The following is a 23,631-nucleotide window of genomic DNA, read 5'->3' as shown; positions in this document are numbered from 1 at the left end:
GCACCCTCGCCACCGGCGGAGCCGACCACATCGTGCAGCTGTGGGACACCACCACCGGCAAAGCCACCGCTACCCTCACCACCAACGTCAATTCGGTGGCGTTCAGCCCGGATGGGCGCACCCTGGCCACCGGCGGTGACGACGCCACCGTGCGGTTGTGGGACACCACCACCGGCAAGACCACCGCCACCCTCACCGACAGCGGATTCGTGTTGTCAGTGGCGTTCAGCCCGGACGGGCACACCCTCGCCAGCGGCGGCAGCAACACCACCACGCGGCTCTGGTTCTACACCGAACCGGACGCCGCGATCAGTGCGATCTGCGCAGCCGTCGCCCGCGACCTCACCTCTGAGGAGAAAGCGGCGTACCTACCCAAATCCTCCAGGCCGGTCTGCCACTCATGAACCTTCAGCCCGACGGCACCCCCGGCTCAGCCTTGCCGGACGTACCACCAGTCCCCGACAGCCGAGCGACCACCCCGCCAACGCACATGAAGCGCTATGTGGCCGGTCAACCCGACATAACGTCGGGCTAACCGGCTACATAACGTTGGTTGACCACCAGGAGGCGAAGGCCTCGCCCAGCTGGGACAAGAGCCCCGGCGCCGCCTCCACGGGCACCTCGGCCAGCACCTCCGCGCCCCCGACGCCGGATCGGCCCGCTCCCGCAGGCCAGTAGCCCCGGATAATGAGCCGTCAGCATGACGACAACCCTTCTCCGCGTACTGACGAAAACGCGGTGGAAGGCGGACTCGACGGAACCAGTGCGGCATGGGGTCTTGGTGTCGCTGGAGCACCGAAGGCGCTACGGCGCAGGCGGGAAATCGCTGGATCACGGCTGTGGAGGACCCATAGCCTGACCGGCCATGACGACCCCTGACGAGATTGACGAGACGGCTGTCCTGCACGCCTTGCTACGTCACTTCGAGCGCGTCGCGCTGCTTGGCGAACGTACCGCCGGTCCATGGCCCGGATGGCGTGTGGAGGCGGGCAGTGCGCTCGCCGGCGATGACGCGAGAACCAACCCGTACCAGCTTTCCCACAGCGCTCACCATGCCCTGGTCGTGGCCGTTGACCACCTAAGAGCCCTGGCGGCTCTCGTGAGCGGCACCGAGAACGCCGGCCACCGCGAGATGCTGCTGCCCACCCACGCTCCGTTCACCCTGCTGCGCGCCGCTCTGGAGAACGCCGCGCGGGCCGTGTGGCTGCTCGGCCCCGCCTCCCGCCGCGAGCGGGTCCACCGCTGCCTGCGAATGCACCTCGCGGACCTGAAGAGCAGCACCGCGAAGATCGAACTGCTAGGCCACACCCTGGAGGGCGGTCAGGAACGCCAGGAACGGATCAAGAGCCTGCTGCGTACGGTCGGCATACCGGAGGGCGAGCTGTCGAACGGGAAGCTCAAAATGCCTGGGTATGGCGGCATCGTGCGCGCGGCCGGCACGCACATTCCCGCCGGAGGGGAACGCGCCGAACTGGTCTGGAGTGCTTGCAGCTCCCTCGCGCATGGCGACCTGCACGGCACCCTCACCGTCCTGGACCGCGAGACGATGGCCACCGACGGTGACGTCAGCTGGATCAGGTTCACCGGTTCGACGAAGGCCGCGTTGGTCATCACCAAAATGGCGATCGACATGACCGAGTCGGCCTTCGCCCTCTACACCACCCGTGCCCGCGCTCCCTTCTAGGATCGGGAGCGCGCAGCTCCTGGACGTCACCGGTCGCGAAGGAATGCTCTTGTAGCCGAGGCGTCGGCGAACTCCCTGGTTTCACACCGCACTTCATGAGTTTCGATGGCGACGGAACGGCTGATCGCCTGGAAGAGGCGTTGGCAGGGCGCGCTCATGTAGTGGGAGGAGTGCTGGGAGGGAGCGCTCCGGCCGGGGGCGGTGTATTGGCTGCTGCTGGTGTCGTCCCGGAGAAGGTATGCCTTGCCGACTTCGACCGTGACGGGAAGACGCGGTTTCCGGAGCCGGTGCGTGCAACGTGGATTGACGAGGACCTGGCCGCCCACTGCGCCTCCGGGCCCGCGTCGGCGACAGTGCGGGCCCGGGGTCGCCAGAGGCTCTGCGCTTCGGCCTCGTCGACGAACTCGTGCGTCCGGCGACGGTAGGGCCTCCGAGATGGCGGTGAGGCGGTTCGGCAGCCAAGGCGTCGGATCGCTCGCTGAGGGCCAGATCGCCGTCCTGGCGTACCAGTCAGACGTCTTCGTGGTCGAGGTGGAGGACCGCGAGGCCGGGCACCTGAGCGAGGAGGCCGTCGGCCAGGAGGGTGATGTTGCCCGGCTGGTCGGCTGGCGGTGTCGCTGTTCTTGCCCAGTCGGAAGGCGACCAAGACGGTCGGGGTGAAGACACGGCCGCCGATCCGCCGGTCCCACCAGCACCTGGGTTTGCGGCGGGGGCACCTGGATCCAGGTGCCGTACGCGGTGAGCACTCCGTCTTCGAGCAGTGTGTCGGAGGTTGCGGGGGAGTCGAAGAGCCGCAGCGGCTGGGCGACGTTGACACCCCTCTGGCCGACCTGGGAGGCGGTCCGCTGGGTCACCAGCGCAAGGCTGTAGAAGGTTGCCGGCACCACACGTCTGCACGCACGACCCCGCCCGGTATCCGGCCGCCCCTACGCCTACCTCGGCGGCCGCGTCCCCGAACCGCCGTTCGGCGCCGCAGCCCTGCGGCCTGTCACGGAGAGCGCCGGCCGATGTCACCGAAGGCCTGGGAGGGCAGCCCGGTGCGCAGAAGGTCGAAGGCGTCCAGAACACTGCCGCCGGCCGCAGGGTCGGGCCACCGGTCCGGGTCGACCACAGGGACACCGAAGTACGTCTGGCCCCATCCGTCCTTCCACGTCGGGTCGACGACCGTACCGTCGGTGCTCGCACACCAGGCATGCGCGAGCGGTACCACGCTGTCGCCCCCGACACCGGCGGCGGCGAAGCCCTCGACGTAGACCAGACCCGGGCGTCGCCGGGCGGTGGTGGATGCGTTGCCGTAGCAGAGCTTCTCGGTCATGGGCGCGATGCCGATGGGCAGGGCGGCCGGTTCGAAGAAGCGACCGTGCTGGAGAAGAAGATGGTACGCAGAGCGGTATGCCCAGCCCGCGGTGCCTGGGGCAGAGTGCTCGTACAGCTCGGCGTGGATACGGATGTAGCCGAGAAGGTCGGCTTCGGCTGTCGTGAGTTCCGGTGGCGTGGTCATGCCTGTTCTCCGTCGTCCGCAATCCGTGCCGCAGCCCGGGAACGGACCGGACGTGACGTGCCTGGATTCCAGGCCACGGTGAATCGTGGCGGGGTCGCGATTTGCCCTTCACGCCAGGGAGATCGTATGCCCGTGGTGGTCATCGGCCGTCCCCGTTGCCAGGAGTGTCGATAGAGCGGGTCAGTTCCATTCGAGCGCTGTTCGGCTCCCAGGTGATGGTATAGCCGTGGATCGGGGCTTTCTCCGCCGCCCATCGGAAGTGCTCCAGCACGTCGGGGTTGTCTTCCATATGACGTCTCGTGAGGGTGTAGCCGCCTTGGACCTGATATTCCACATCGATCCGGTGGGCGGCCTTGACGGGCAGGTTGCCGGTGCGGCCGCCGACGGCACGGAAGGTGAAGCCCGCCTGGTCGTCGCCGCCGACGGCCAGTCCCATCTCGCGGAACAAGCGCTGGGCCTGAACGAGCGTGATCTTCTGCGGCGATCCTCCGTTCGCTGCCGGCTTTCGGGAGGCGGCACGAGGAGAGTCGGTTGCCGGCCGGGCAGGTGCCGCGGGCTCCGGGCAGGGGAGGGGCCCGCCCGCCTCCCGGGCCAGGGCAGCCATCGTGTCGATGGGGTAGTCGGGGTGCTCGGCCCACTTCTGGGCCTGCTCCATCAGGTGTCGGACGTGCTTGGCGGCCAGGTCGACCCGCCCGGCGGCGATCGCCGTGTCGACGGCGCCGTGTGCGTATGCGGCAGCGCGGAGCAGGGCGCCAGGGTTTGAGCGAAGGCTCTCGGCCATGACGTTGACCTGGTCGAAGGCTCGCTGGTTGATGAAGTCCACAAGCCGGTTCACGTTGTTGCCTGTGGCGGTCGTGACTTCGTCCGGTCCGAAGTCGCCGGAGGGAACCACTTCTGGGGTCACGTGACCAGTCCTCGGGAGAAGTCGTGGGCGCAGAAGGCACGGGGCCATCGAGATCGTAGCCGTCCAGGATCCGGACCCGGGTCGTGTCCCCACCACCTGGTCCTTGTGGGTTCGCGTCTTCACCGAGTCGATGGGCGTCCGCAGGTCCCGGTAACCGGGAAGGCCGCGGTGATGACCCTGCTCGATGGCGGCGAACGGATACCCGGCGCCGTGACGCAGCCAGCCGCGTGCCGGCCCCTTGTGAGGAGCACCGGCCCTCCCGCTGAGGGCCTCGACGGTGTGCCGGCCGTGCTGCCAGACACAGCATCCTTGCCGACGTCATGCACCGGTTCGGGGAATTCGGCCAGGTTGTCGGCATCGAAGTGTGAACTGCCCTGCCAGCGTGGAGGATCCGCGCAGGTGATCCTCCATGAGGGGCCGGTCGAAGCCGGGGCCGGACTCCCCTCAGTCGTCGGCCATGGCGGCACGGGGGTCGCCCTGGAACCCTCAGGGAGTTCCAGCCTCAGGGCGACCCCGCGCGGCCGAGACGGGCCGGTCGAGGAGGTTCCTGCCTACTGCGTGGTTCCCAGGCGGAGGGTGGCGCCGTCGGGCAGCTCGTGGATCTTCTGTGCGATCGGGCCCCTGATCCGCATCGCCTCGCCCGCCTCCCGGACCACGAGGTTCTCGAACGCGAACTCACCGCCGGCGACGAAGAACTGGAGCGGTACAAGACGCTGGTCCGGGGCAAGAGCGCCGTTCTGCTGCTGGAAGGCGTGGGCGAAGGAGGCGACGCCGTTCACGTCCGGGTCGCTCAGCAGCCACGCGGCCCAGTCGTCCAGGCCGGCGCCGAGGTCCTTCACCTCCGCGGTCTCGGGATTGAAGGTGACGACGCGCTCACCGCCGACGATCGCGAACTGGGTGCCGAAAAGGTCCTGACCGAAACAGAAGACGTGATCGGCCAGGCCCTCGTAGGTGCTCTTCCACACCTCGTCCGAGTTCCAGGACAGCAGGTCGGGCCCCAGCCCCTCGTCCCCGGCCCGGAAGACCTGCACGCCGGCGTTGAAGACGAAGAAGCCGTTCATCCGGCCGAGCAGGGCCCCGAGCTCCTGGAGCGGTCCGGTGTCGAAACCGAAGTCGAGGTCGATGGCCGGGCCCATCGGGCCGCGGGCACGGCCGAGCAGCTGGTCCAGTGGACTGTCGGGCATCTTCACTCCGCTGCTCGTGCTTCCGGGCCGATCGCCCTGGTGAGGTAATGATGCCGCACCCGGTCCGTGGCCACGAGGCGCAGGGTGGGCTGGAGGACGGGCGCGTCCGGGATCGCGTCCCACTTCGCGTAGGGCCACCAACGGCTGTGCGCGGCCAGGAGCATGCGCTCGCCGTGCTCGGTCTCGCCGCGCGTGGCGTACCAGCCGGCCATCCACAGACAGATGGCGTACTGCTCGGGTTCCGCGTCCGTCTCGGCCAGGAGCTGGTGGGCCCGGGTGAAGTCGTTGGTCTCGCAGAGCGCCTCCCACACCAGTCGGCCCTGCCGCTGGTCCAGGTCGCGGAAGTCGCGGTCCAGGAGTTCCGCGCCGATGACGCCGTCCCGCGGGAGAACCGGACCGCCCCAGTCGCTGTGGCAGGGAAGAAGACGCTCCGCGCCCTGCCGGGCCAGCTCCCCGGAGGCCCACTCGAAGTCCCTGCGCATGACGCGACCCGCCGGAACATGCTCGGCGCATGCGGTCAGGCGCGGCGCGGCCGGCTTCTGCGCATGGAGCTGGGCGGCGAGCAGGGCCTGCCGGAAGGGAGTGGACTGGTCGCAGAGTTCCCCGCCGAGGGGGCCGTCGCGTTCGATCAACGCCTCCGCCAGGTCGGCGGCCTGCCCGAACTCCCCGGTCCAGAAGAGGATCTGCACAGCGGCGGCTGCGGCCTCCCACACCGGCCCGCGGGCCCCGCCCTTCCTGCCGGCGATCTCCAACAGGGCAGGAAGATCGGCAAGGAAGTTGCCCTCCCTTGCGTTGGAGATAATCTTCTCACTCTTGTTCACAACCACCTCCGATCTTCATCTATTTCACTTTTATCTTTACTCTCGTCCCGTTGGGGAGTCCGCCTAAGGCCTTCCCCATGGTTGAGCCGGAGCCGGTATTATCGGATCCGTTGATGTATTTTACACTAGCCCCTCTCCCTCCCTCCTTGAACATGGCCGGGGGGTACTCGTCACGCTGACCGGAAGGGCTGGTGGGAATTCCGCGAAGCGAATTATCTCGATTGTCGTCACCGCCCGCCCGGTCGATGGTCAGGACGGAGGGAAGCGGCGCGCCAGGGCTGTGCGAGGCGCCGCGCCAGATCTGCCCGTTTTGAGCCTCCGCAATGTGCCTGGCCGATTCCGGATACTTGCCGCTGTCGATCAGGTACTCGACGTCGAAGTCCCCCTTGGCCCCGACGGCCGCGGCGAGCTTGGTCCTGGCGTCGGCCTGGGCCACAAGCCTCGCCTTGCCTCCCTTGCCGCCTGTACCCGGGTTCTTCGCGATCTTCTCCGCGAGCTCGATGATGCTGCGCTTGTGCGCCTCGTCGGCCGCGGTGACGTTCTTCACGACCTGCTTGGCGCCCGCGCTGGCATGCTCGTACATGCCACTGACCGCGTCGGCCGCCTCCTTGCTGATGGTCCTCCCAATCTTCTTGGCGGCATCTTCGAGTGCCTTTGTGATCGGGTGCCGGCTCATCCGAAGCTCACCGCCGCAGTCGCCGTCGTGAAGGTCCTGGCATGCCCCCGCACGTCATCCGCATGCTTCTTCAGCTTCTCCGCGGTCGCCAGAAGCTTCGCGGGATCGACCCGGAACCCGGTCCCGACATTGCCGGCCGCGCCAGGCCCCGCACCGGCCAGAGCCTTCTTCACCCCCTCGAATACCAACCCCTTCACCGCCTTCTCGACCTGCTTCTGAAGCGGATCCATGGCCTTGGTGATGAGAATGGCGACGACCTCCTCCTCGGCCTCCTTGATCAACTGGTTGACGATCTTCCGCGTCGCCGCGATCGCCGCCGCCTCGGCGACCGAAGCAACGCCAAGGGTCGCGACAGAGGCGATCGTCCCACCCACCGCCTCGGCGGCCAGGATGCCGAGCTCCACGATCACCGCGCCCTTCATCGCCACGATGGCATCCGCAGCCACGTCGAGAGCGGTCGCTGACGCATTGCACACGGCAACGAGTTCGTGCAGGTGATCCTGAGTCATCTTCGACCAGCGCGCGACCAACTGGTTGTACGACTGCGCCTGATAGTGCTGCGCCATCTCCCGCAGGGTGGCAGTTGCCGCCGCGTGCGTGTGGTCGATGTTCGTCGCGAAGCCCCGAACGTGACCGGCGTACTCCCTGACCTTGTCCTCGTTGATCTGGGGCCACGGCACGCCCAGCAAGTCCACGACCCATACCAGTCCACCGGGTAACTCGATGGCCATCGCTCCCCCTCAACGGCGACACGCACACAGAATGATGCCACGCACACGGTGGGCTACGGCTGTTTTCGCCCGGCCGGACACCCAGTCCGCCCACCGCGGAGCCGCAGCCCCCTGCCTCGGCACTTGACCCGAGCCCTTCGCAACACTGACGCTAAGTCAACAGACGTTCAAGAAACGAGACTTGGGGGAGCGTTGGACGAGAAGGTGCTCATCCGCGTGGACGACGCCGACACCACCGCGATCGGCTCCCTACTGGCCTGGCTCCGAGCCGAGCCCACCCTGCGCGGGCGCGTCGAACCGGTCGGGACGGCTCCGCGACCCGGTTCGCTGGGCACCCTCGCGGACGTGCTCACCGTCGCCCTCGGCGCCGGCGGAGTCGCCTCCGGCCTGATCAGCGCCCTGATCGCGTGGATCCGCCGGCAGAGCGGCGACACGGTCGTCCACGTGACACGCTCGGACGGCAGCTCGATCGAGCTGCGGGCGACGGCCGTCCACGGACTCGACCCGGATGCCCTCGCCACCCTCGTCCGCGAGGTCGGAACCTTACTCGCCAGCCCATCCGAGTCGGCCGCCGCCCCATCGGCCGACAACGAGTAACGCCAGGTGGCGACGAGTGACACCGGAGGCCCCCGGATGACACCAGCCGGCCCCCTCGGCCTGCCCCTGAGCCTGCCCGGCACACGGGCCCTGATCATCGGAACCGGCACCCACATCCCCGGATCCGTCCTGCCCGACGTCCCCGCGGCCGCCGGGACCGTCCACGCGATCAGAGAGGAGCTCGTCACCCGCTGCGGCCTTGACCCCGACCACGTGCGCACCGTGATCGACCCCGAAGACCCGCTCGTCCTCGGCGACGCGCTGACGGCCACCGCCGAAGCGGCCGAATCAGTACTCCTCGTGTACTACGTCGGCCACGGCCTGGTCGGGCTGGACGGCGAACTCCACCTGGCGACCCGCACCACCGACCACCTGACCCGCGGCCTGGCCTTCCGGGCCCTTCGCTACTCCGCGCTGCGCGAGGTCCTGGCCTCCTCCCGGGCGCGCTCGATCGTCCTCGTCCTCGACTGCTGCTACTCCGGCCGGGCCGCCCCCGTCGCCGGCGCGGCCAGCCTGTTCGACACCTCCTACCCCGGCGGCGGGTTCACGCTGGCCTCGGCCGCCCCGGAAGAACTCGCACTGGCCCCGGTCGGCGCCCAATACACCGCCTTCAGCGGCGAACTGCTGCGCCTGCTACGGGAAGGCGACCCGACCGGCCCGCCACAGCTGACACTGGGCCACATCCACCGGCACCTGGCCCGGACGCTGCCCAGCCGCGGCTTCCCCAAGCCGTACTGCCACTCCGAGGACCGGGCCGGCGACCTGGTACTGACCACCAACCCGGCCTACACCTCCCCACCGGAGCCGCCACCGCCGACCGGACCGGAGGAGGAGCCCGGCGCCGCTCCCGAACTGGACACCTGTCCATACCGCGGCCTGGCACCCTTCGGCTCACAGGACGCCCGGTTCTTCTTCGGCCGCGAGCAGCTGACCGCCGAACTCGTCGCCCGGGTATCCGCCAAGCTCTCGCTCGACGGCCCGATCGTGCTCGTCGGCCCCTCCGGCGCCGGCAAATCCTCCCTGCTACGCGCCGGCCTGCTGCCCGCACTCGACCGCGGCCTGCCCGGCGCCGAGAACGCCTGGCGCTGGCCCCGCGCGGTACTCACCCCGGGAGAGCACCCGCTCTCCCGGCTCGCCGACGTCCTCGCCGCCCTGCTCCCAGACGACCCGGGCACCCGCCGCGAAGTCCTCCTCGACACCCTGACCACGAGCCCGGAATCGATCGCCGACCTGCCGACGGACGGATCCCGCCTGCTCCTGGTGGTGGACCAGTTCGAGGAATTGTTCACCGCCTGCAAGGACGAGCAGGAACGGGAGGCGTTCATCCGCGCCCTATCCGCCCTCTGCTCACGCACCGAGCGAGGCCACACCCCGCCGGCCGTGATCCTGCTCGGACTGCGCGCCGACTTCTACGGACACTGCGCCGCCTACCCGGCCCTGCACACCGCACTGAAGGCCAGCCAGGTCCTGGTCGGCCCGATGCTCCCGGAGGAACTGCGCGACGCCATCGAGAAGCCCGCCCACCTCGCCGGCCTGCGCGTGGAACAGGGCCTGGTGGACCTCCTCCTCCAGGACCTCCGCACCAGAAGCGACGAACGGCACGACACCGCGACCGCGCTCCCCCTGCTGTCGCACGCCCTGCTGGCCACCTGGCAAAAACGCACCGGCCGAGTCCTCACCCTGACCGGCTACCAGGCATCAGGCGGCATCTGGCACGCCGTCCGACAGACCGCCGAGGACACCTACCAAGCCCTCACCCCCGAGGAGCAGCGGGCCGTCCAGCAGATCCTGCTGCACCTGGTGCACGTCGTCGACGGCGCCGAGGACACCCGCCGCCGCGCCCCGCTGGCCGACCTCGGCCTCGACACCGACCCGGCCGCACCCGCCGCCCTCGACGCACTCATCCGGGCCCGCCTGGTCGTCGTGGACGACGGCCACGCCGAACTCGTCCACGAGGCCGTGCTGCGCGCCTGGAAACGGCTGGCCGACTGGATCCGCGAGGACCGCGCCGGCCTGGTGGTCCGCCAACGCCTCCACGACGCCGCGAAGGCATGGGAGCAGGACGGCCGCGACGAGGGAGCGCTCTACCAGGGCGTACGGCTCGCCGCCGCCCGTCAGTGGATCGAGGAGTCCGCCCAACGGCACGGAACCGTCCCAGCGGCCCGGGAGTTCGTGACGGCGAGCCTGGCCCGACAAACCGCCGAACAGCACACCGCCCGCCGCCGCACCACCCGCCTGCGCGCCCTGGCCGCCACCCTCGCCGTGCTGCTCCTGGTCGCCGTCACCGGCGTGGGCGCAGCCGTCTGGCAGAACCGGGTCGCCAACGAGCAGCGCGACCTCCTGGCCTCCAAGCTCGGCGCCCAGGCAGCCGACCGCCTCCGGACGACCGACCCCACCCTCGCCCTCCAACTCGCCCTCTCCGCCCGCCACATCGCCGACACCCCGGAGGCCCGCAGCAGCGTCTACAACGCCGCGCTCGCCCCGTACTACACGCCGATCGAGGGACACACCGACACCGTCCGGAAGCTCGCCTTCAACGCCGAACGGCACCTGCTGGTCAGCGGCGGCCGCGATCACACCGTCCGGCTCTGGGACCTCTCGGACTCCCGCCGGCCCCGACCCGTGGGTCTGATCGACACCCACGACACCAGCCTCGCCCTGAGCAGCGACGGTCGGCTCCTGGCCACCACGAACTCCGGTGACTCCGTCCAACTATGGGACGTCTCCGACCCCGCCCACCCCGCTGCCGTCGCCACCCTGGCGGACACCCACGGCACCCTGGCCTTCAGCCCGGACAGCCACGCACTGGCAGCCGTCGACAAAGACCGGTCCGAGCTGTGGAACCTCACCGATCCCCGGCATCCGGTCCGGGCGGGTACCGTCCCCCCGGGCACCGATGCGCCGCAGTCCGTCGCGTTCAGCTCGGACGGGCGCCTTCTCGCCATATCCGTCAAAGCGGCTGACGGCAACTACGCGGCCGAGCTGTGGAACGTCGCCGACCTCGCCAACCCCGCGCGGACCGCGGCACTCAACGACAGCCACGCCCTCTCACTGGCCTTCAGCCCGCGCCAGCCGCTGCTAGCGGTCGGTACCAACGGCCGCGGCGTGCTGCTATGGGACACCACCAACCCGGCCAAGCCCGACCCGGTCACCACACCCACTCCGGACTTCATCGCGGATCCGCCCTACTCGACCTACCCCGTGGCGATCGCGACCGGTCAGCTCGTGGGGGCGATCGGGTTCTCCCCGGACGGCCGGACCCTGACCCTCGGGGGCTCCAACGACGACGGCTACCAGCTCGGCCATGCCGAGACCGTCGACATCACCGACCCGCACCAGCCGGCCGTCCTGGCCGACTTCCCCACCCCCGGGGTGCTCACCTCGGTCCAGATCGGCGAACGCGGGTCCCTGATCAGCGCAGGCACCGAACCGGAGATCCGGCACTGGTACCCCTCCATCGACTCCACCCTGCCCAACACCCGCAAGGACGGCGACTACTCGCCGGAGGGCGGCATCCTGGCCTGGGCCACCGACGCCCGCATCCACTACGAGAGCTTCACGCAGAGATACCGGCTGTGGCGGACCACCGGGCCCTACGACCTGCGCCCGGCCGGCACACTAACGGCTCCGAACGTCCTGCTCGTCAACGACCGCACCCTGCTCTCGTACGTCAAGGGCGGTCCGGCACGGCTCTGGGACATCACCGACCCCGACCACCCGGCGCCGGGGAGCACGCTCAACGAGATCGCTGAGGAAGTCCCCCACAGCGGCTTCGGCAATCAGGACTCGCACGTGGCTCTGGCGGACGGGATCCTCGCCCTCAACGGGAGTGACGGGCTGATCCACCTGTGGGACGTCGGCGACCCGAACGCCGCGAAGCAGCTGTCCACCATGCAGTCTCCGCAGCCGCCCGGCCGCCTCCTCCTCGACAAGCGGAAACTGGTGTCCATCGACCAGCGGCAGGACCGCCGGAGCATCGATGTCTGGGACCTCGGCGATCCCAGCCGACCCGTCGCCTCGCCCTCACTCCCGATCAGTGTCGGTGTCGTGTTCGAGAGCAGGAGATCGGACCTGCTCGGCATCGCCACCGGCAGCGAGTCCCAGAACCCGAAGTCCATCCAGCTGTGGAACCTCGCCGACCCCGGTCATCCCGACCACGCCGAACTTCTCAACGGCATCGTGAACGGCATGACGCTCAGCCCCGACGGACGGACCCTGGCGGTGACGACCGACAAGACCATCGACCTGTGGGACGTCTCCGACATTCACCACCCCGTGAAGACCAACGCACTCACCGCCGAACGGCCGGGCGCGATCGGGTTCAGCCCCGACGGCCGTCTGCTCGCCAGCTTTGCCAAGGCGGGTCGACGCACCGATCCCCTCGTCGGCCAGTTCCATCTGTGGCGGGTGGAGGATCCGCGCGCCGCCACCGACGTGGGCACGCTGACCCTCCCCGGTGTGATCGACGCCGCCTCGTTCAGCCCCGACGGGCAGGGGCTCCTCATCGACAAGGCCGGTGACGACAGCGGGGCGAAGGGCCGGGCCTACCTCATCGACCCCGACATCGACCGGGTCACTGCCCGCCTCTGCGACCTGGTCGGCGGCATCATCACCGCCGACCAGTGGCACCGCTACTTCCCCGGCACGCCGTACCGCCCGCCGTGCAGGTGACGGCGGGCGGCGGACCGTCGGACGGGAGCGGGGTGTGGATCCGGGCCAGGTGACGCGGAGCAGGACGGGCAGGGCAGCGGCCACCGTCTCGCGAGTACAAAGACAGCGAGCACCGACCCAGGAATAGATCAGGCCCGCAATGACGCTCTCGTCAGCCGCTGCCGACGTCTGGACCATGGAAGAGCACCGCGGGTTCGCCAATGACCTGGGGCCATTCCAGTTGGTCGCGGCGTTCGCGGCTTCGAACCAGCAGCGCTTGCCCGCGGTGGACTCTCCGAGACCGTCGACACACTGGTCGCGCCCGGAGCACTCACTGCGTACGGCACCTGGATCCGGGTAACCCAGCGCAGGCCCATCGCCTGGGGGGACCCGCAGATCGGCGGCCGCGTCTTCACCCCGACCGTCTCGATCGACTTCCGGCTGGGGAAGAACGCAGACCTCTCGGGCCAGCAGGACGACATGGTCCGCCTGGCCGACGCCCTCCTCGCGCGGGTGCCCGGAGACGCGGTCCTGCACCTCGACTACGAGGACGTCTGGATGGTGCGCCAGGACGGCCAACTGAGCCTCAGCGAGAGCTCCGACGTGTGGCCGCCGAACCGCCTCGCCGCCGTTTCGGGGCCCTACCGCCGCCACACGCACGAGTTCGTCTACGAGGACTGACCACCAGCGCCGTCCGGGAATCCGGCCCGGCCCCTCGCCCATCCTGGACACGCCGTCCCCGGCCGGAGGCCCGGGACAGCGGCGCGAGTGTCTCCGGCGAGAGTCGGCAGAGAGGAAGCAGGCAGCGGCCGATCGAGAGGGCGCCCGAGCCTGACCCGACACCGCCGCCGACTTCCTGGCCACCATGGCCAAGGCCGACCTGGCCCTGGCCGACGTCAGCCAGCACGAGGTCGACCGGTGGCTGGCCGGAGGCCGCAGCACCCGCTACGAGGTCCGCGACTTCCTCCTCTGGGCCGCACGCCGCGGCCACAGCCGCGACCTCGCCGTCCCCGCCCGGACCCGTCGTCCTGGACGACGACTCCCACTGGGAGAGCCTCCACCAGTGCTTGACCGACCCGGAACTACCGCCCGACGTCCGCGCCGCCGGGGCCGTCCTCTACCTCTTCGGCCAGGAGGTCACCCGGATCGCCGCCTTGCCGACCGACTCCGTGGCCGAGCGGGCCGGCGAGACCGTCCTTCTCCTGGACCGCGTGCCCATCTACCTGCCCGACCCCCTGGTCCGGCTCCTCGCCGACTTCGCCGACCGGCCGCGACCACCTGGCTGGGCAGCCAACCACCCCAATCCATGGCTCTTCCCCTCCGCCGAACCCGGACGGCACATCACCGGCTCCGCACTCGCGCGACGCCTCACCGCCCACGGCATCCCCAGCCGCCCGGCCCGGGCCGCCGCCCTCGTCCAACTCGCCCAGGACATGCCCCCGGCCGTCCTCGCCCCCATGCTCGGCCTCAACCTCAACACCCTCACCCGATGGCGCTCCTGGGCCGTGACCGACTGGACCGCCTACCTCCAGGCCCGGGCTGCCGCCTGGCCCGCCCACGTCAACGGGACCGGCGGCGCGCCGACCACCGGGTGACGGTACGACGGTCGGCTGTCCCCGGCCGGTAGCCCTTGCCGCATGACCACCTCTGCCTGGTGGCGCCGAGGCGCCACCACCGTTGCCGCACTCACCCTCGTCCTCGCCCCCACAGCCGCGCCAGCAGCGGCAGCCGCAGTACCACCGGCCACCTCCGCAGCCACCGCCCAGCACCGGCAGCTGCCCGAACCGCCTCCGGCCGACCAAGCCCGTACCGAGTTGGACGAACTCGTCGTCGAAGCCCCGCACTCCATGGAGGGGTACTCGCGGGACCGCTTCCCGCACTGGGTCCAGCAGTACGGTACCTGCGACACCCGCGAGGTGGTTCTCGCCCGCGACGGCCAGGACGTCGTCCAGGACGACCAGTGCCGCGCCGTCTCCGGCACTTGGGTGAGCCCTTACGACGACAAGACCTTCACCGACGCCAAGGCCCTCGACATTGATCATCTGGTTCCGTTGGCGGCGAGTTGGCGGGCGGGTGCCGACACCTGGACCACCGACAAGCGCCGCGCCCTCGCCAACGACCTGACCCACTCCCAGCTGGTCGCCGTCTCCGCCGCCAGCAACAGGGCCAAGGCCGACAAGGGACCGGACGCCTGGAGGCCGCCGCTGCGGTCGTACTGGTGCACCTACTCCCGGGCCTGGACCGACATCAAGCACCTCTACGGCCTGACCGTCACCGAGTCCGAGAAGACGGCGCTGGTCGAGATGCTGGACACCTGCGCGTAGCCGGCGGTGAGCCCGCCCGCCCAGAGCCGATGGACAGGCGGGCAGGTTCGGCTGAGTTGGGCTTTCGCCTGCGTGTGCCGGTGCGCGGGCTCTACGGTGTCCGCATCGGCATGATCGCAGGTCAGGTGTTCAAGGGGTGGGTGCGAATGGATGTTCCGCTGGCGGACGCGGTCGCGGCGGTGCGCGACGAGCTGCTGAAGGCGGCGGCCCAGGTCGGAGACGACCCCGGGGTGGTGTTCGCGGTGGGTCCGGTGGAGATGGAGTTCGAGGTCGAGCTGCGCGCCGACGCGAAGGCGAAGGCCGGCTTCAAGCTGTTCGCGGTCGGCGCGGAGACCGAGGCCGGTCTTTCCCGCACCCGCACCCACCGGGTCTCCTTCACCCTCACCCCCAAGCGCCCCGACGGGGGCGACCTCCTGGTCAGCTCCGCGCAGGAGCGCCCGGCGGGGCCCGGCGACACCAGCGGGCGCATCAGCGACTGAGGACCGGGATCGCGGCCGTCGTCCGGTCGCGGCCAGCGGGCGGCATGCAGGGCGGGTTGTAGGGGGCGTGGGTGGAGCGGGTACGTCTTGCCGGGGTGAACGGGCCGGGCGGACGCGGGTCCGGGTACGCGGTCGGCGGACATCTGGTCCTGACCTCCGCCCACGTCACCGGTCCAACCGGCACCAGGGTGACCGTCCTCCACCCGGTCGGCACCGGCACCGCAACCGCACAGGTCGTCTGGGCCGGCACCTCCGGTGGGCGCGACGACGCTGCGTTGGTCCTCGTCGACGACTCCCCTCACTGGCAGCCGCCGACCGCGCCCGTACGGTGGGGGCGGCCAGACACCACACGCCCCGGCGCCCCGTGCGAGACCTGGGGCGTCCCCGACGAGACCTAGCGCCGCGGCCACGTGGTCGAGCGCTCGCACCTGCACAGGAAAGTAAGCCCGGGGCAGTAGCTTCGTCGGCAACCAGTACATCATGGACCTGCGCCCCCGCCACCGAGTGGCCGGCGGTTGGTACCTCACCGATTGCGGGGCTGTCCGGGGCGGCGGTGTTCTGCGACTGCTACCTCACCGGTGTTGTCGCCTACGACCAGACGGACTCCGGCTGCGGGCGTCTCAACGTGCTCCCCGCCTACGTCTTGGACCACGACCCCGCCTTTTGGGCCGCCCTCTCCGCCCACGGTGGCGGCCTGGCGGCCAACGTTGGAGGCAGTGGAGTTCCAGGAAGTTGCCGACCCCACCAGCAACCCCGCCGCCCGGCGCGCCCCGGTGACAACGGCGGCCCTGCTGGCGGCGGGACGCCAGATCGTTCCCTTCCGCAGCCGCGCCCGCGACTACCCCGTAGAGGAAGTCAATAGCGGTGCGGTCCGATCACGGGTCAAGGTGATGAAGACCACTGGCGTTGGAACGCCGCCGAACCGCCGCCCCGGCGAGCCACAGCCATCTGCCTTCCCTGCCAGAGGGGAGCCGCAATGGCCGGATCTGTGATCGGCGGTAGCCGGCCTGCTTTGGCCGCGCCTTTTCGCTATCCGCGTTCGATCCGCGAGGATGACGCGGTGGACTTGAACCTCACTCTGCGCCTTCGTGGCCTCCTGGCCACCTACAAGGGTCTGCGCGATGATTCCGGCCTGACGCCCCAGAAGCGGGGGCAGGCGTTCAACACACTGATCGCCGACGTCCTCAAGGCGTGGGGACACGATGCCCGGCCCAGTGTGATCGGGGTAGGCGGCAGGGACGAGACGGACGTCTTCTTCACGATCGGCCACAACTACATTCTCGAAGCCAAGTGGGAAGCCGACCCCCTCAGCGCGGACCCTCTGACCAAGCTCTCCGAGCGGCTCTCCACCCGCCCCCCAGGTACCCGCGCCATCGTCCTGTCCGCGACCGGCTTCAACTCGAACGCACTGGAGTGGATCAACCGCCACAACGAGCTGCTCCTGATGGACAGCTCCCACATAGAGGCAGCCCTGTGCGGGCTACTCGACCCAGAGGAGCTGCTGCACCGACTCTACGGCGAGACTGCCGCTTCCGGTAACCGGCTGGTCCCCCTGGCCGACATCGTCGTCCCCCGGCACGCCGAACCGGACGTTCCCGTGCTTACGCGGACAGCCACCGCCCCGCCGCCCTGGCCGATCGTCAAGACCAGTGCCGAAGGTGTGGACGCCAGCGTGGAGTTCACCGGAGTCTGGCAGTCCGACCAGCACCCGAGCGGAATCAGCGCTGCTCCCGCCAACCGGCTCCTGATCACGACCAACGCCGGCGTGATTGAACTCCACACCACGACCGGCAAGATCAAGTGGGCCCTGGCGCTGCCCGGCACCGAAGACCGGGCCGTCCGCAGCATCGACGGCTCGGTGACCGTGCTGTGCCGCGGCGCGCTTGTACGCTGGCACCCCAAGACCCGCGACCTTCAGCTCGTGGCCGGCGGCTTCGGCGGCTACGCGACCCTGGAAGCCGGGCGGGACGGCACCCTGTGGGTCTACAACCAGGTCGGGGGACTGGCCGACGGATCGGTCACCATCAACCGCATCGGCGAACGGCCCGGCGACGAGACCCGCCACGACGTCCCGTTTCCCAACGGCATGCGGGCTATCCACCTTGGCGACGAGCGACACTTCCTCAGCGGCACTGGGCGCAGCACCCCCATCGACGTCAGCAAGAACCCGTCCGCCGACAAGGAGGACTGGATCGACTCCGCCGTTCCCGACCCTCGCGCGGCCACCGGCCCAGACGAATACACCATCCTCGCGGCCGGCATCCGCAGCTCCGTCGACGGAAGCCTTCAACGCCTTGACCTCCGGCAGGCACCGGACTGGACCGAACTCCTGACCTTCACCGCCAACCGGGCCACCGACCTCACCATGAAGCGCACGAGCGCCGCTCGAGCTGAGGGCTGGCTGCTGGCCGACGCGTCCGGCAACACCCAGAAGCCCACCCCGGTCCTGGTCAAGCTCACCCTTACGCCCACAAGCCCGAGTTGACCATGCAGCAGGACGAACCCTCCCGACTCAGAGCCAGCACCGGCCCGGCCCGAACCGCTACCCGTCGGACGAGCACCGCTTCCACCTCGCTGGGTCAGTCCTCCCTCTCTCACTCCAAGGGCGCACCAGGGCCTGCGGAGTGAGGGATGACGCTCCATCCGGCGGGGCGATCGAGAGCGGGCCCCGGCGGCCGGACAGAACACCTCGAAGACAGCCCAGCAGGGCGCAGTCAGTGGAAGGGCCAGGGCCGCCGGGAATCCGGCTACGAGCATCAGTGTCGGTGGGTGCCGGTAGCCTCCCCCGAGGGGTCTAACAGGGAGAGGAAAACGGCATGGCCGGACGGCGCTCAGAAGCACGTACGAACGGCTCCATCTACAAGCTCACCGATCCTCGCGACGACAAGATCAGATACATCGGACAGACGGTCAACCCTGTCCACGAGCGGCTGGCCCAGCACCTCGCGAAGCCCACCAACAAGGGCATGAACGCCTGGCTCGGCATCCTCTACGCCAACGGCGAGACGCCCAGGATCTCGGTCCTCGCCACGGTCGACAAGAGCCAGCTCGACGCCGAAGAGCAGCGGCAGATCAGCGAGCACGTAGCGGCCGGCCACCGTCTTCTCAACGCGCCGTACTACCACACCAACGTCTCCGACCTGCGATCCGATTCTGAGCCGGCCAGCATTCTGCTGGACCATCACTGGTCCCCGGGTTGGCGCGCTCGATGGCGAATGCGTCGTGAAGCCCGAGCACAGAGCCGAGCCAGGCGGCGTGATCAAGTCATCGATGAATTCGGCGAACTCTGGGACGGGAAGCTCTTCGAGACCTTGGCCGAGGCTTCCATGAACAAGTCGATCGGCCATGGCGAGTGGTGGTTCCGGTTCCTCGTCCTGGTCCCGCAGGCAACAATCCGCATGGCGTGGCTGGCACTGCGTGTATTGACCAGCGACTCACGAGCCCTACGTCGCGTTCCGTGGCTTGTCCTAGGTATTTGGTACTGCTACAGCAAGTTACGCTTCAGCCTGATGCTGCATGACTTCATCGCACCACTCTTGCCGGTGCAGCAGATGGCTCGATTCTGGGACCGATACCTTTCCTATGGCGCCCATGAATTCCTTTCATCGTGCGTCATCGCCGCCCCAGTCATGGGGTTTGCATTTTCCGCCCTGATGTACACGACGAAGAAGATGGACTTGGAGGCGGAGCGCGACACGGAGAAGAAGGCCGCAGAAGCGGCCACGAGTCAACAACCTCGGAGCGACCTCGACGGGGCGCTGCTCTACGGCGTCCCTCGCCAGTCCTCGATGCGTAGGACCCGCAAAAGGCCCGCAGCGGCAACGAGGCCTCCAACGGGCGCAGAAACTGGCGTGCCCTGACGTCAGCTCGGCAAACAGCGAGCAGCGGGCAGGCCGAGCGATCACATCGCCTGGCCCACCGGCCCGGCGCTCAGTTGGCCTTCAGGCCGTCCAACCGGCCCCGCCGAGACAGCCACCGCAGCCATAGAGTCAGCCCGAGTCCAGATGAAGTGCTCGGTGGTGCCGACATCGTCGGGCGGCGCCCCGCTGAAGAGATGGTAGGCCGCATGAGTCGGTACCGCTCCCTGAGGCGCCGCTCCGGCTCGGTGCTCAGTCCGACGTGTGCTCCACTTCGACCAAGCCGACGTGTTGACCGGAGACCAGCTCCCGCAACTTGGCGCGCGTCTCCGGGTCCGTGGAGTACACGACGGTGCCGATCATTCCTCGTGTCAGCAGCACCTTGTAGGTGTTGCGGATCAGGCGGCTGATGTCGGCGTCGGTGGTGGACTTGCGGAACACGGGGTCCTTGGACGCCGTCCGGTCGGGGATCCACCGGTCGGTGCGCCAGACGAGGTCCGGCCCGAGGATGACGCCGCTCCAGTCGTACTCGAAGCCCTGGGCGGTGTACACGCAGCCGACCTGGCCGAAGCCGGCCGGGTCGGTGGCCCACAGCGCGGCGGGCGGGGCACCGGCGATCGAGCGGTCGCCGTACACGTTCCACGGCCGGGCCCAGTCACCGATGCGCACGTCGAGGGGGAGCGGGTCTCCAGGGGCGACCTTCGTCGTCCACTTCCAGCAGTACCCGGCCGACATCCGGGCACCGTACCCCTCCGCGCGCCGGGCGTCGAGGAACGTCTCCAACTCCTGGGGGCTGTCGACCACCTCCAGGACGACCTTGCCGTCGGGCTCCCAGCCGACCGGGCCGCCGGGCTCGAGGTCCAGGAGTCGCACCACCCAGTTCAGGTAGGCGTCGCTGCCGCCGCAGCGGAACTGGCTGTCCAGCTCGACCACCTGGCAGCCCAGGCCCTTCACGGCGGCGGCCGCCCTGATCTGGGCCACCGTGCCCATCTCGCCCGGCCGGACGACCTGGTGCTCGTCCAGCAGGAAGACAGGAACCCGGGCAGCGTCGATCAATTCTTCGATCTGCGGCTTGCCGGTGCGCTGGGCGGCCCGGGTGTAGCGGTTCGCCGACGTCTCCCGGATCCGGTGCGCCTCATCGCAGATCAGCACGTCCAGCCCGTTGCGCTCGGCGGCCATGAAGCTGTTGAAGTACTTGAACAGGTCCTGGACCTCACGCTTCCGCGCGCCGGCCACCCGACGCATGGTGGTGGTGAACGAGCTGGACCCGGTCGCGTGCAGAGCCGTGACGCCACGCCGGTACAGATCACCCAGGAGGGACAGCGCGATGACGCTCTTCCCGGTCCCCGGGCCGCCCGTGATGACGACGACCTCCTTGTGATCGGACTGCTGCGCCTGGCGGACCGCGCGCAGCACCAACTCGTAGGCGACCCGCTGCTCGTCGAGCAGTACGAACTGCTCGCGCTCGCGGACCTCCTCGGCGGCGACCGCCATCAACTGCTTGGACGGGGCCACCTTGCCCGCGAGCAACTGGTCTGCGGCCTCGGCGCCGGAGACCGGCTCCAGCTTTGATCGGAGGTACTGGATGAACTCCCCGCGGCGCTCGGCGGTGAAGAGCCGGCCGCGCTCGTCCTGCGGCACCTCGTAGAGGCCCTGGACGCCGAACTCCGTCGCGTTGTGAAGGAAAGCCACTCCGGACAGCCGCTCGGGATGGGCGGCGAGTGCGCCGTTGAAGGAGATCAGGTAGTCGCAGTAGCCGCGGACCTGCTCGATCGGGTTCAGCACCGGCCGGGCGTAGGCGTCGACCCGGCAGAGCAGGGGCTCGCCGTCCTCCGGCAGCGCGCTGCTCCACTGCTTGAGCTCGACCACCACGTACGACGGCTCGCCCGTGCCCGGGTGCACGCCGGCGAGTATGACGTCCGCGCGCTTGCTGTTGAGCGGCAGCGAGTATTCAAGGAGTACCTCGACCATGCCGAGCCCGGCGTCCAGCAGAGCGTTGGTCAGGACCGGGATGCTCCGCTCCCAGGAGCGCACCTCGGACGGGCTCGGCTTGTGGCCGTGCTTGTGAACGAACTGGTCGATGAGGCGCACGAACAGTGATCCGGCCAGGCTCTCGGTGGCGACCGCAGACGCGGAGTCGCGGAACAGCAAGACATGCTCCCAGGCAGCACGAAGTGACTCGTGCGGGTGGGGGCATGTCCCTGGAGGGAAGCCCGGCGGGCCGCGCTGATGACTGGCCAAACTTACAACGGGTGGTCTGAGCTCGTACTCGAACGCTAGAGGAAAGGGGCCCAGAGACTTCCTCGTTGCTGTCAGGCATGGATGCGGAGCGCACTGGGGCCCGCTCACCGTCTCTCTGCAGAGCCAGCCACGCGCCTGGCGACACTTGCGGTCGACGCACCAGACCGCATCCTTTGCCGATCGTTCCTCGTGTGCCGCGAAACGGTGTGCGCCGAACCCCGCCGCACCCGGTGATCTAATACCGACCTAGAGGTTCTGACCGTGAGTTCTCGGCGTTGGCGAGCTGCCGCTCGATGCATCCAAGTCGACTACGTCTCGGTTCCGAGACGTGCTTTCTGCTTGAGCGAGACGGAGCTGCGGTTCGGGACCCGCAGTGCCGTCTGCACCTGGGCGATGTGTCCTGCTTCGAGGGCGCCTGGGGCTTCGGGATGTTCCGTGACCTGGGCTGGGTAGCTGATCCCTGCTGGGCGCTAGCAGTGCGATCACTCCTCGGGCCGTCCCTGGGTGACGCGCCGGGCAGAATTCGCTGCCTCCATCGCTCTCAGCCGTGGCTGGTGCTCCGTGGGCGGAAGAGAGCTTCGGAGGTCAACTGGTGATGCCCGGTGCTGTGTCGCCACCTCGAGCCCCCTGGGAGGATCACGGCAGCCAGTCGCCTGAATCTGCCGGATGGTAGCTCAACTCATGTCTCTGAAAAAAGTTCTGATGGTTTATCACTCAAACGAGTGGGGGCTGTCGGTGGGGGCTGCTTCGATGCGAACTGTCCGAGAGGTTCTGCCCAAGGAGGTTTTCATGGAAGCGTTGTACGAGCGGCTGGCCGAGGCGGCGAACGGGCTGTCGACGGACGGTGCGATCCGGCTCGTGGCCCAGTACGAACCGGTGGCCGGCCTGGGGGCGCCCGTGGCGCCGCCGACGGTGAAGCTCAAGGAGAGCGACGGGCCGGGCCAGTTGTTCGAGAACCGGTGGGTCGGCGGGGAACGCACGAGGGTGGTGCTGCTGGATCAGCGGCAGTCGCAGGCGAACCGCTGCGAGACGGCTCTGTTGGAGGCCGTCGACCTGGGGGATGTGGTGGTGCCGCATCTGGCGCTGCATGTGACCGCGGAAGGCCGGGTGCTTCGGATGACGAACTTGGATGCGCCGCACCGTTCCCGTGATGCCTACTTCCGGGACGCGCTGGACGAGTCCGGGGTCAAGTTCGACGAGACGGACACGGGCCGGGCGCTTCGCGATACCGGGACCGGAGATGTGCGCGCCTTCCTGGAGTCGGCGCCGTCGGACCTCGTGTACGGGCTGTGGGACTCGCACCGCAAGCGCCGCGTGCAGCTGAAGGTGCCGCGCACCTACACCTCGGAGCTGGTGGGCCTGGATCCGCTGTCCGGGAAGAGGGCGGCGGGGCGCTTCGACAAGTGGAACTTCCCCGGCGACAACGTGGAGCTGACCGCCGACGGCTGGAGGCCGGTCGAGGGCACCGGGAAGAAGGGCAAGGGGAAGACGCTCAAGGCGTCGGCGGTCGGGCACGGCATGATCCCGCCGGTCGAGGGCATGGGCGGGGTGACGGTCCGCGCGATCGAGCGGAACGCGACGCTGGCCATGGCGGGCCTGCGGGCGCTGCGCTTCGGCGACGCGCCGCAAGAGTACGTGCGGGCAGGCAGGGCCCTGCTGGCGGCCCTGGCGCTGCTGGGGGACCGGCTGGCGTTCGCGGCGCCGGCGGTGCGGCTGCGATCGGGCTGCGACCTGCTGCTGGTGTCGGAGCGGATCGAGTGGGTCGGCCGCGGGCGCGAGGGCGTGGCGGTGACGGAGCCGCTGGAGCTGGACACTGCAGGGCAGGCGCTGGAGCTGTTCGACTTCGCGCGCTCGCGGGCCGAGGAGGCTGGCCTGGTGTGGTCGAAGGAGCCCGTGCGGCTGCGGCCGAACACGCAGGTCCAGCAGGCGATCGAGCGCTCCTTCCGCCTGGAGGGCATCGGCGAGGCGGAAGGCGAGTAGAA

General features: G+C 69.3%; 18 protein-coding genes. 11 read left to right on the top strand and 7 right to left on the bottom strand.

What is annotated here, in order from left to right:
* Both ACWDD9_RS20210 and ACWDD9_RS20205 read left to right on the top strand, forming a co-directional pair.
* A partial coding sequence (locus ACWDD9_RS20210) for a WD40 repeat domain-containing protein (RefSeq protein ID WP_449812203.1) occupies positions 1-404 on the top strand: 404 nt, incomplete at its 5' end.
* Positions 405-865: 461 nt separating this feature from the next.
* The gene (locus ACWDD9_RS20205) at positions 866-1,684 is read left to right on the top strand and encodes a hypothetical protein (protein WP_375874376.1); all 819 of its coding nucleotides are present in this window, start codon (positions 866-868) and stop codon (positions 1,682-1,684) included.
* Between the two features lie 988 nt (positions 1,685-2,672).
* Here the strand turns inward: ACWDD9_RS20205 and ACWDD9_RS20200 are convergent.
* The 6 genes from ACWDD9_RS20200 to ACWDD9_RS20175 all read right to left on the bottom strand — a co-directional run bounded on the left by ACWDD9_RS20200 (position 2,673) and on the right by ACWDD9_RS20175 (position 7,501).
* Positions 2,673-3,185: a hypothetical protein gene (locus ACWDD9_RS20200; RefSeq protein ID WP_449812202.1), complete on the bottom strand. Its 513-nt coding sequence runs from the start codon at positions 3,183-3,185 to the stop codon at positions 2,673-2,675.
* Between the two features lie 139 nt (positions 3,186-3,324).
* A complete protein-coding gene (locus ACWDD9_RS20195) occupies positions 3,325-4,089 on the bottom strand; it encodes a hypothetical protein (protein ID WP_449812201.1) in 765 nt (254 codons plus the stop codon).
* Positions 4,090-4,640: 551 nt separating this feature from the next.
* On the bottom strand, positions 4,641-5,273 hold the full coding sequence (locus ACWDD9_RS20190; protein ID WP_375874379.1) for an SMI1/KNR4 family protein: 633 nt from the start codon (positions 5,271-5,273) through the stop codon (positions 4,641-4,643).
* Between the two features lie 2 nt (positions 5,274-5,275).
* Positions 5,276-6,094, bottom strand: a complete 819-nt coding sequence (locus ACWDD9_RS20185; protein WP_449812200.1) for a hypothetical protein — start codon at positions 6,092-6,094, stop codon at positions 5,276-5,278.
* Between the two features lie 19 nt (positions 6,095-6,113).
* A complete protein-coding gene (locus tag ACWDD9_RS20180; RefSeq protein ID WP_375874381.1) occupies positions 6,114-6,770 on the bottom strand; it encodes a NucA/NucB deoxyribonuclease domain-containing protein in 657 nt (218 codons plus the stop codon).
* A complete protein-coding gene (locus ACWDD9_RS20175; protein WP_375874382.1) occupies positions 6,767-7,501 on the bottom strand; it encodes a WXG100-like domain-containing protein in 735 nt (244 codons plus the stop codon). Before ACWDD9_RS20175 ends, ACWDD9_RS20180 begins: the two co-directional genes overlap by 4 nt.
* 216 nt (positions 7,502-7,717) lie before the next feature.
* On the opposite strand from ACWDD9_RS20175, the gene ACWDD9_RS20170 reads away from it, so the two are divergent.
* The 8 genes from ACWDD9_RS20170 (at position 7,718) to ACWDD9_RS20135 (ending at position 19,411) form a co-directional block, all read left to right on the top strand.
* A complete protein-coding gene (locus ACWDD9_RS20170) occupies positions 7,718-8,098 on the top strand; it encodes an effector-associated constant component EACC1 (protein ID WP_375874383.1) in 381 nt (126 codons plus the stop codon).
* 36 nt (positions 8,099-8,134) lie between these two features.
* Positions 8,135-12,769: a caspase, EACC1-associated type gene (locus tag ACWDD9_RS20165; protein ID WP_449812199.1), complete on the top strand. Its 4,635-nt coding sequence runs from the start codon at positions 8,135-8,137 to the stop codon at positions 12,767-12,769.
* 213 nt (positions 12,770-12,982) lie between these two features.
* Positions 12,983-13,429, top strand: coding sequence for a SitI3 family protein (locus ACWDD9_RS20160; protein ID WP_449812248.1), 447 nt, complete (start codon positions 12,983-12,985; stop codon positions 13,427-13,429).
* Between the two features lie 386 nt (positions 13,430-13,815).
* On the top strand, positions 13,816-14,343 hold the full coding sequence (locus ACWDD9_RS20155) for a hypothetical protein (protein WP_375874385.1): 528 nt from the start codon (positions 13,816-13,818) through the stop codon (positions 14,341-14,343).
* Positions 14,344-14,385: 42 nt separating this feature from the next.
* On the top strand, positions 14,386-15,072 hold the full coding sequence (locus ACWDD9_RS20150) for an HNH endonuclease family protein (RefSeq protein ID WP_375874386.1): 687 nt from the start codon (positions 14,386-14,388) through the stop codon (positions 15,070-15,072).
* Positions 15,073-15,218: 146 nt separating this feature from the next.
* The gene (locus ACWDD9_RS20145; protein WP_375874387.1) at positions 15,219-15,551 is read left to right on the top strand and encodes a trypco2 family protein; all 333 of its coding nucleotides are present in this window, start codon (positions 15,219-15,221) and stop codon (positions 15,549-15,551) included.
* 976 nt (positions 15,552-16,527) lie between these two features.
* Positions 16,528-18,036, top strand: a complete 1,509-nt coding sequence (locus tag ACWDD9_RS20140) for a restriction endonuclease (RefSeq protein ID WP_375874388.1) — start codon at positions 16,528-16,530, stop codon at positions 18,034-18,036.
* Positions 18,037-18,367: 331 nt separating this feature from the next.
* A complete protein-coding gene (locus ACWDD9_RS20135) occupies positions 18,368-19,411 on the top strand; it encodes a GIY-YIG nuclease family protein (protein WP_375874389.1) in 1,044 nt (347 codons plus the stop codon).
* A gap of 249 nt (positions 19,412-19,660) precedes the next feature.
* On the opposite strand, the gene ACWDD9_RS20130 is transcribed toward ACWDD9_RS20135, so the two are convergent.
* Positions 19,661-21,559 (bottom strand): DNA/RNA helicase domain-containing protein, encoded by a 1,899-nt coding sequence (locus tag ACWDD9_RS20130; RefSeq protein WP_375874390.1) that lies wholly within the window; start codon positions 21,557-21,559, stop codon positions 19,661-19,663.
* Positions 21,560-22,438: 879 nt separating this feature from the next.
* Here ACWDD9_RS20130 and cas7g point away from each other — a divergent pair.
* A complete protein-coding gene (cas7g, locus tag ACWDD9_RS20125) occupies positions 22,439-23,629 on the top strand; it encodes a type I-G CRISPR-associated RAMP protein Csb1/Cas7g (protein ID WP_449812198.1) in 1,191 nt (396 codons plus the stop codon).
* Positions 23,630-23,631: the final 2 nt, after the last annotated feature.

The sequence above is a fragment of the Kitasatospora sp. NPDC001119 genome (assembly GCF_053598475.1).
This window is presented reverse-complemented; position numbering and strand designations above follow the sequence as displayed.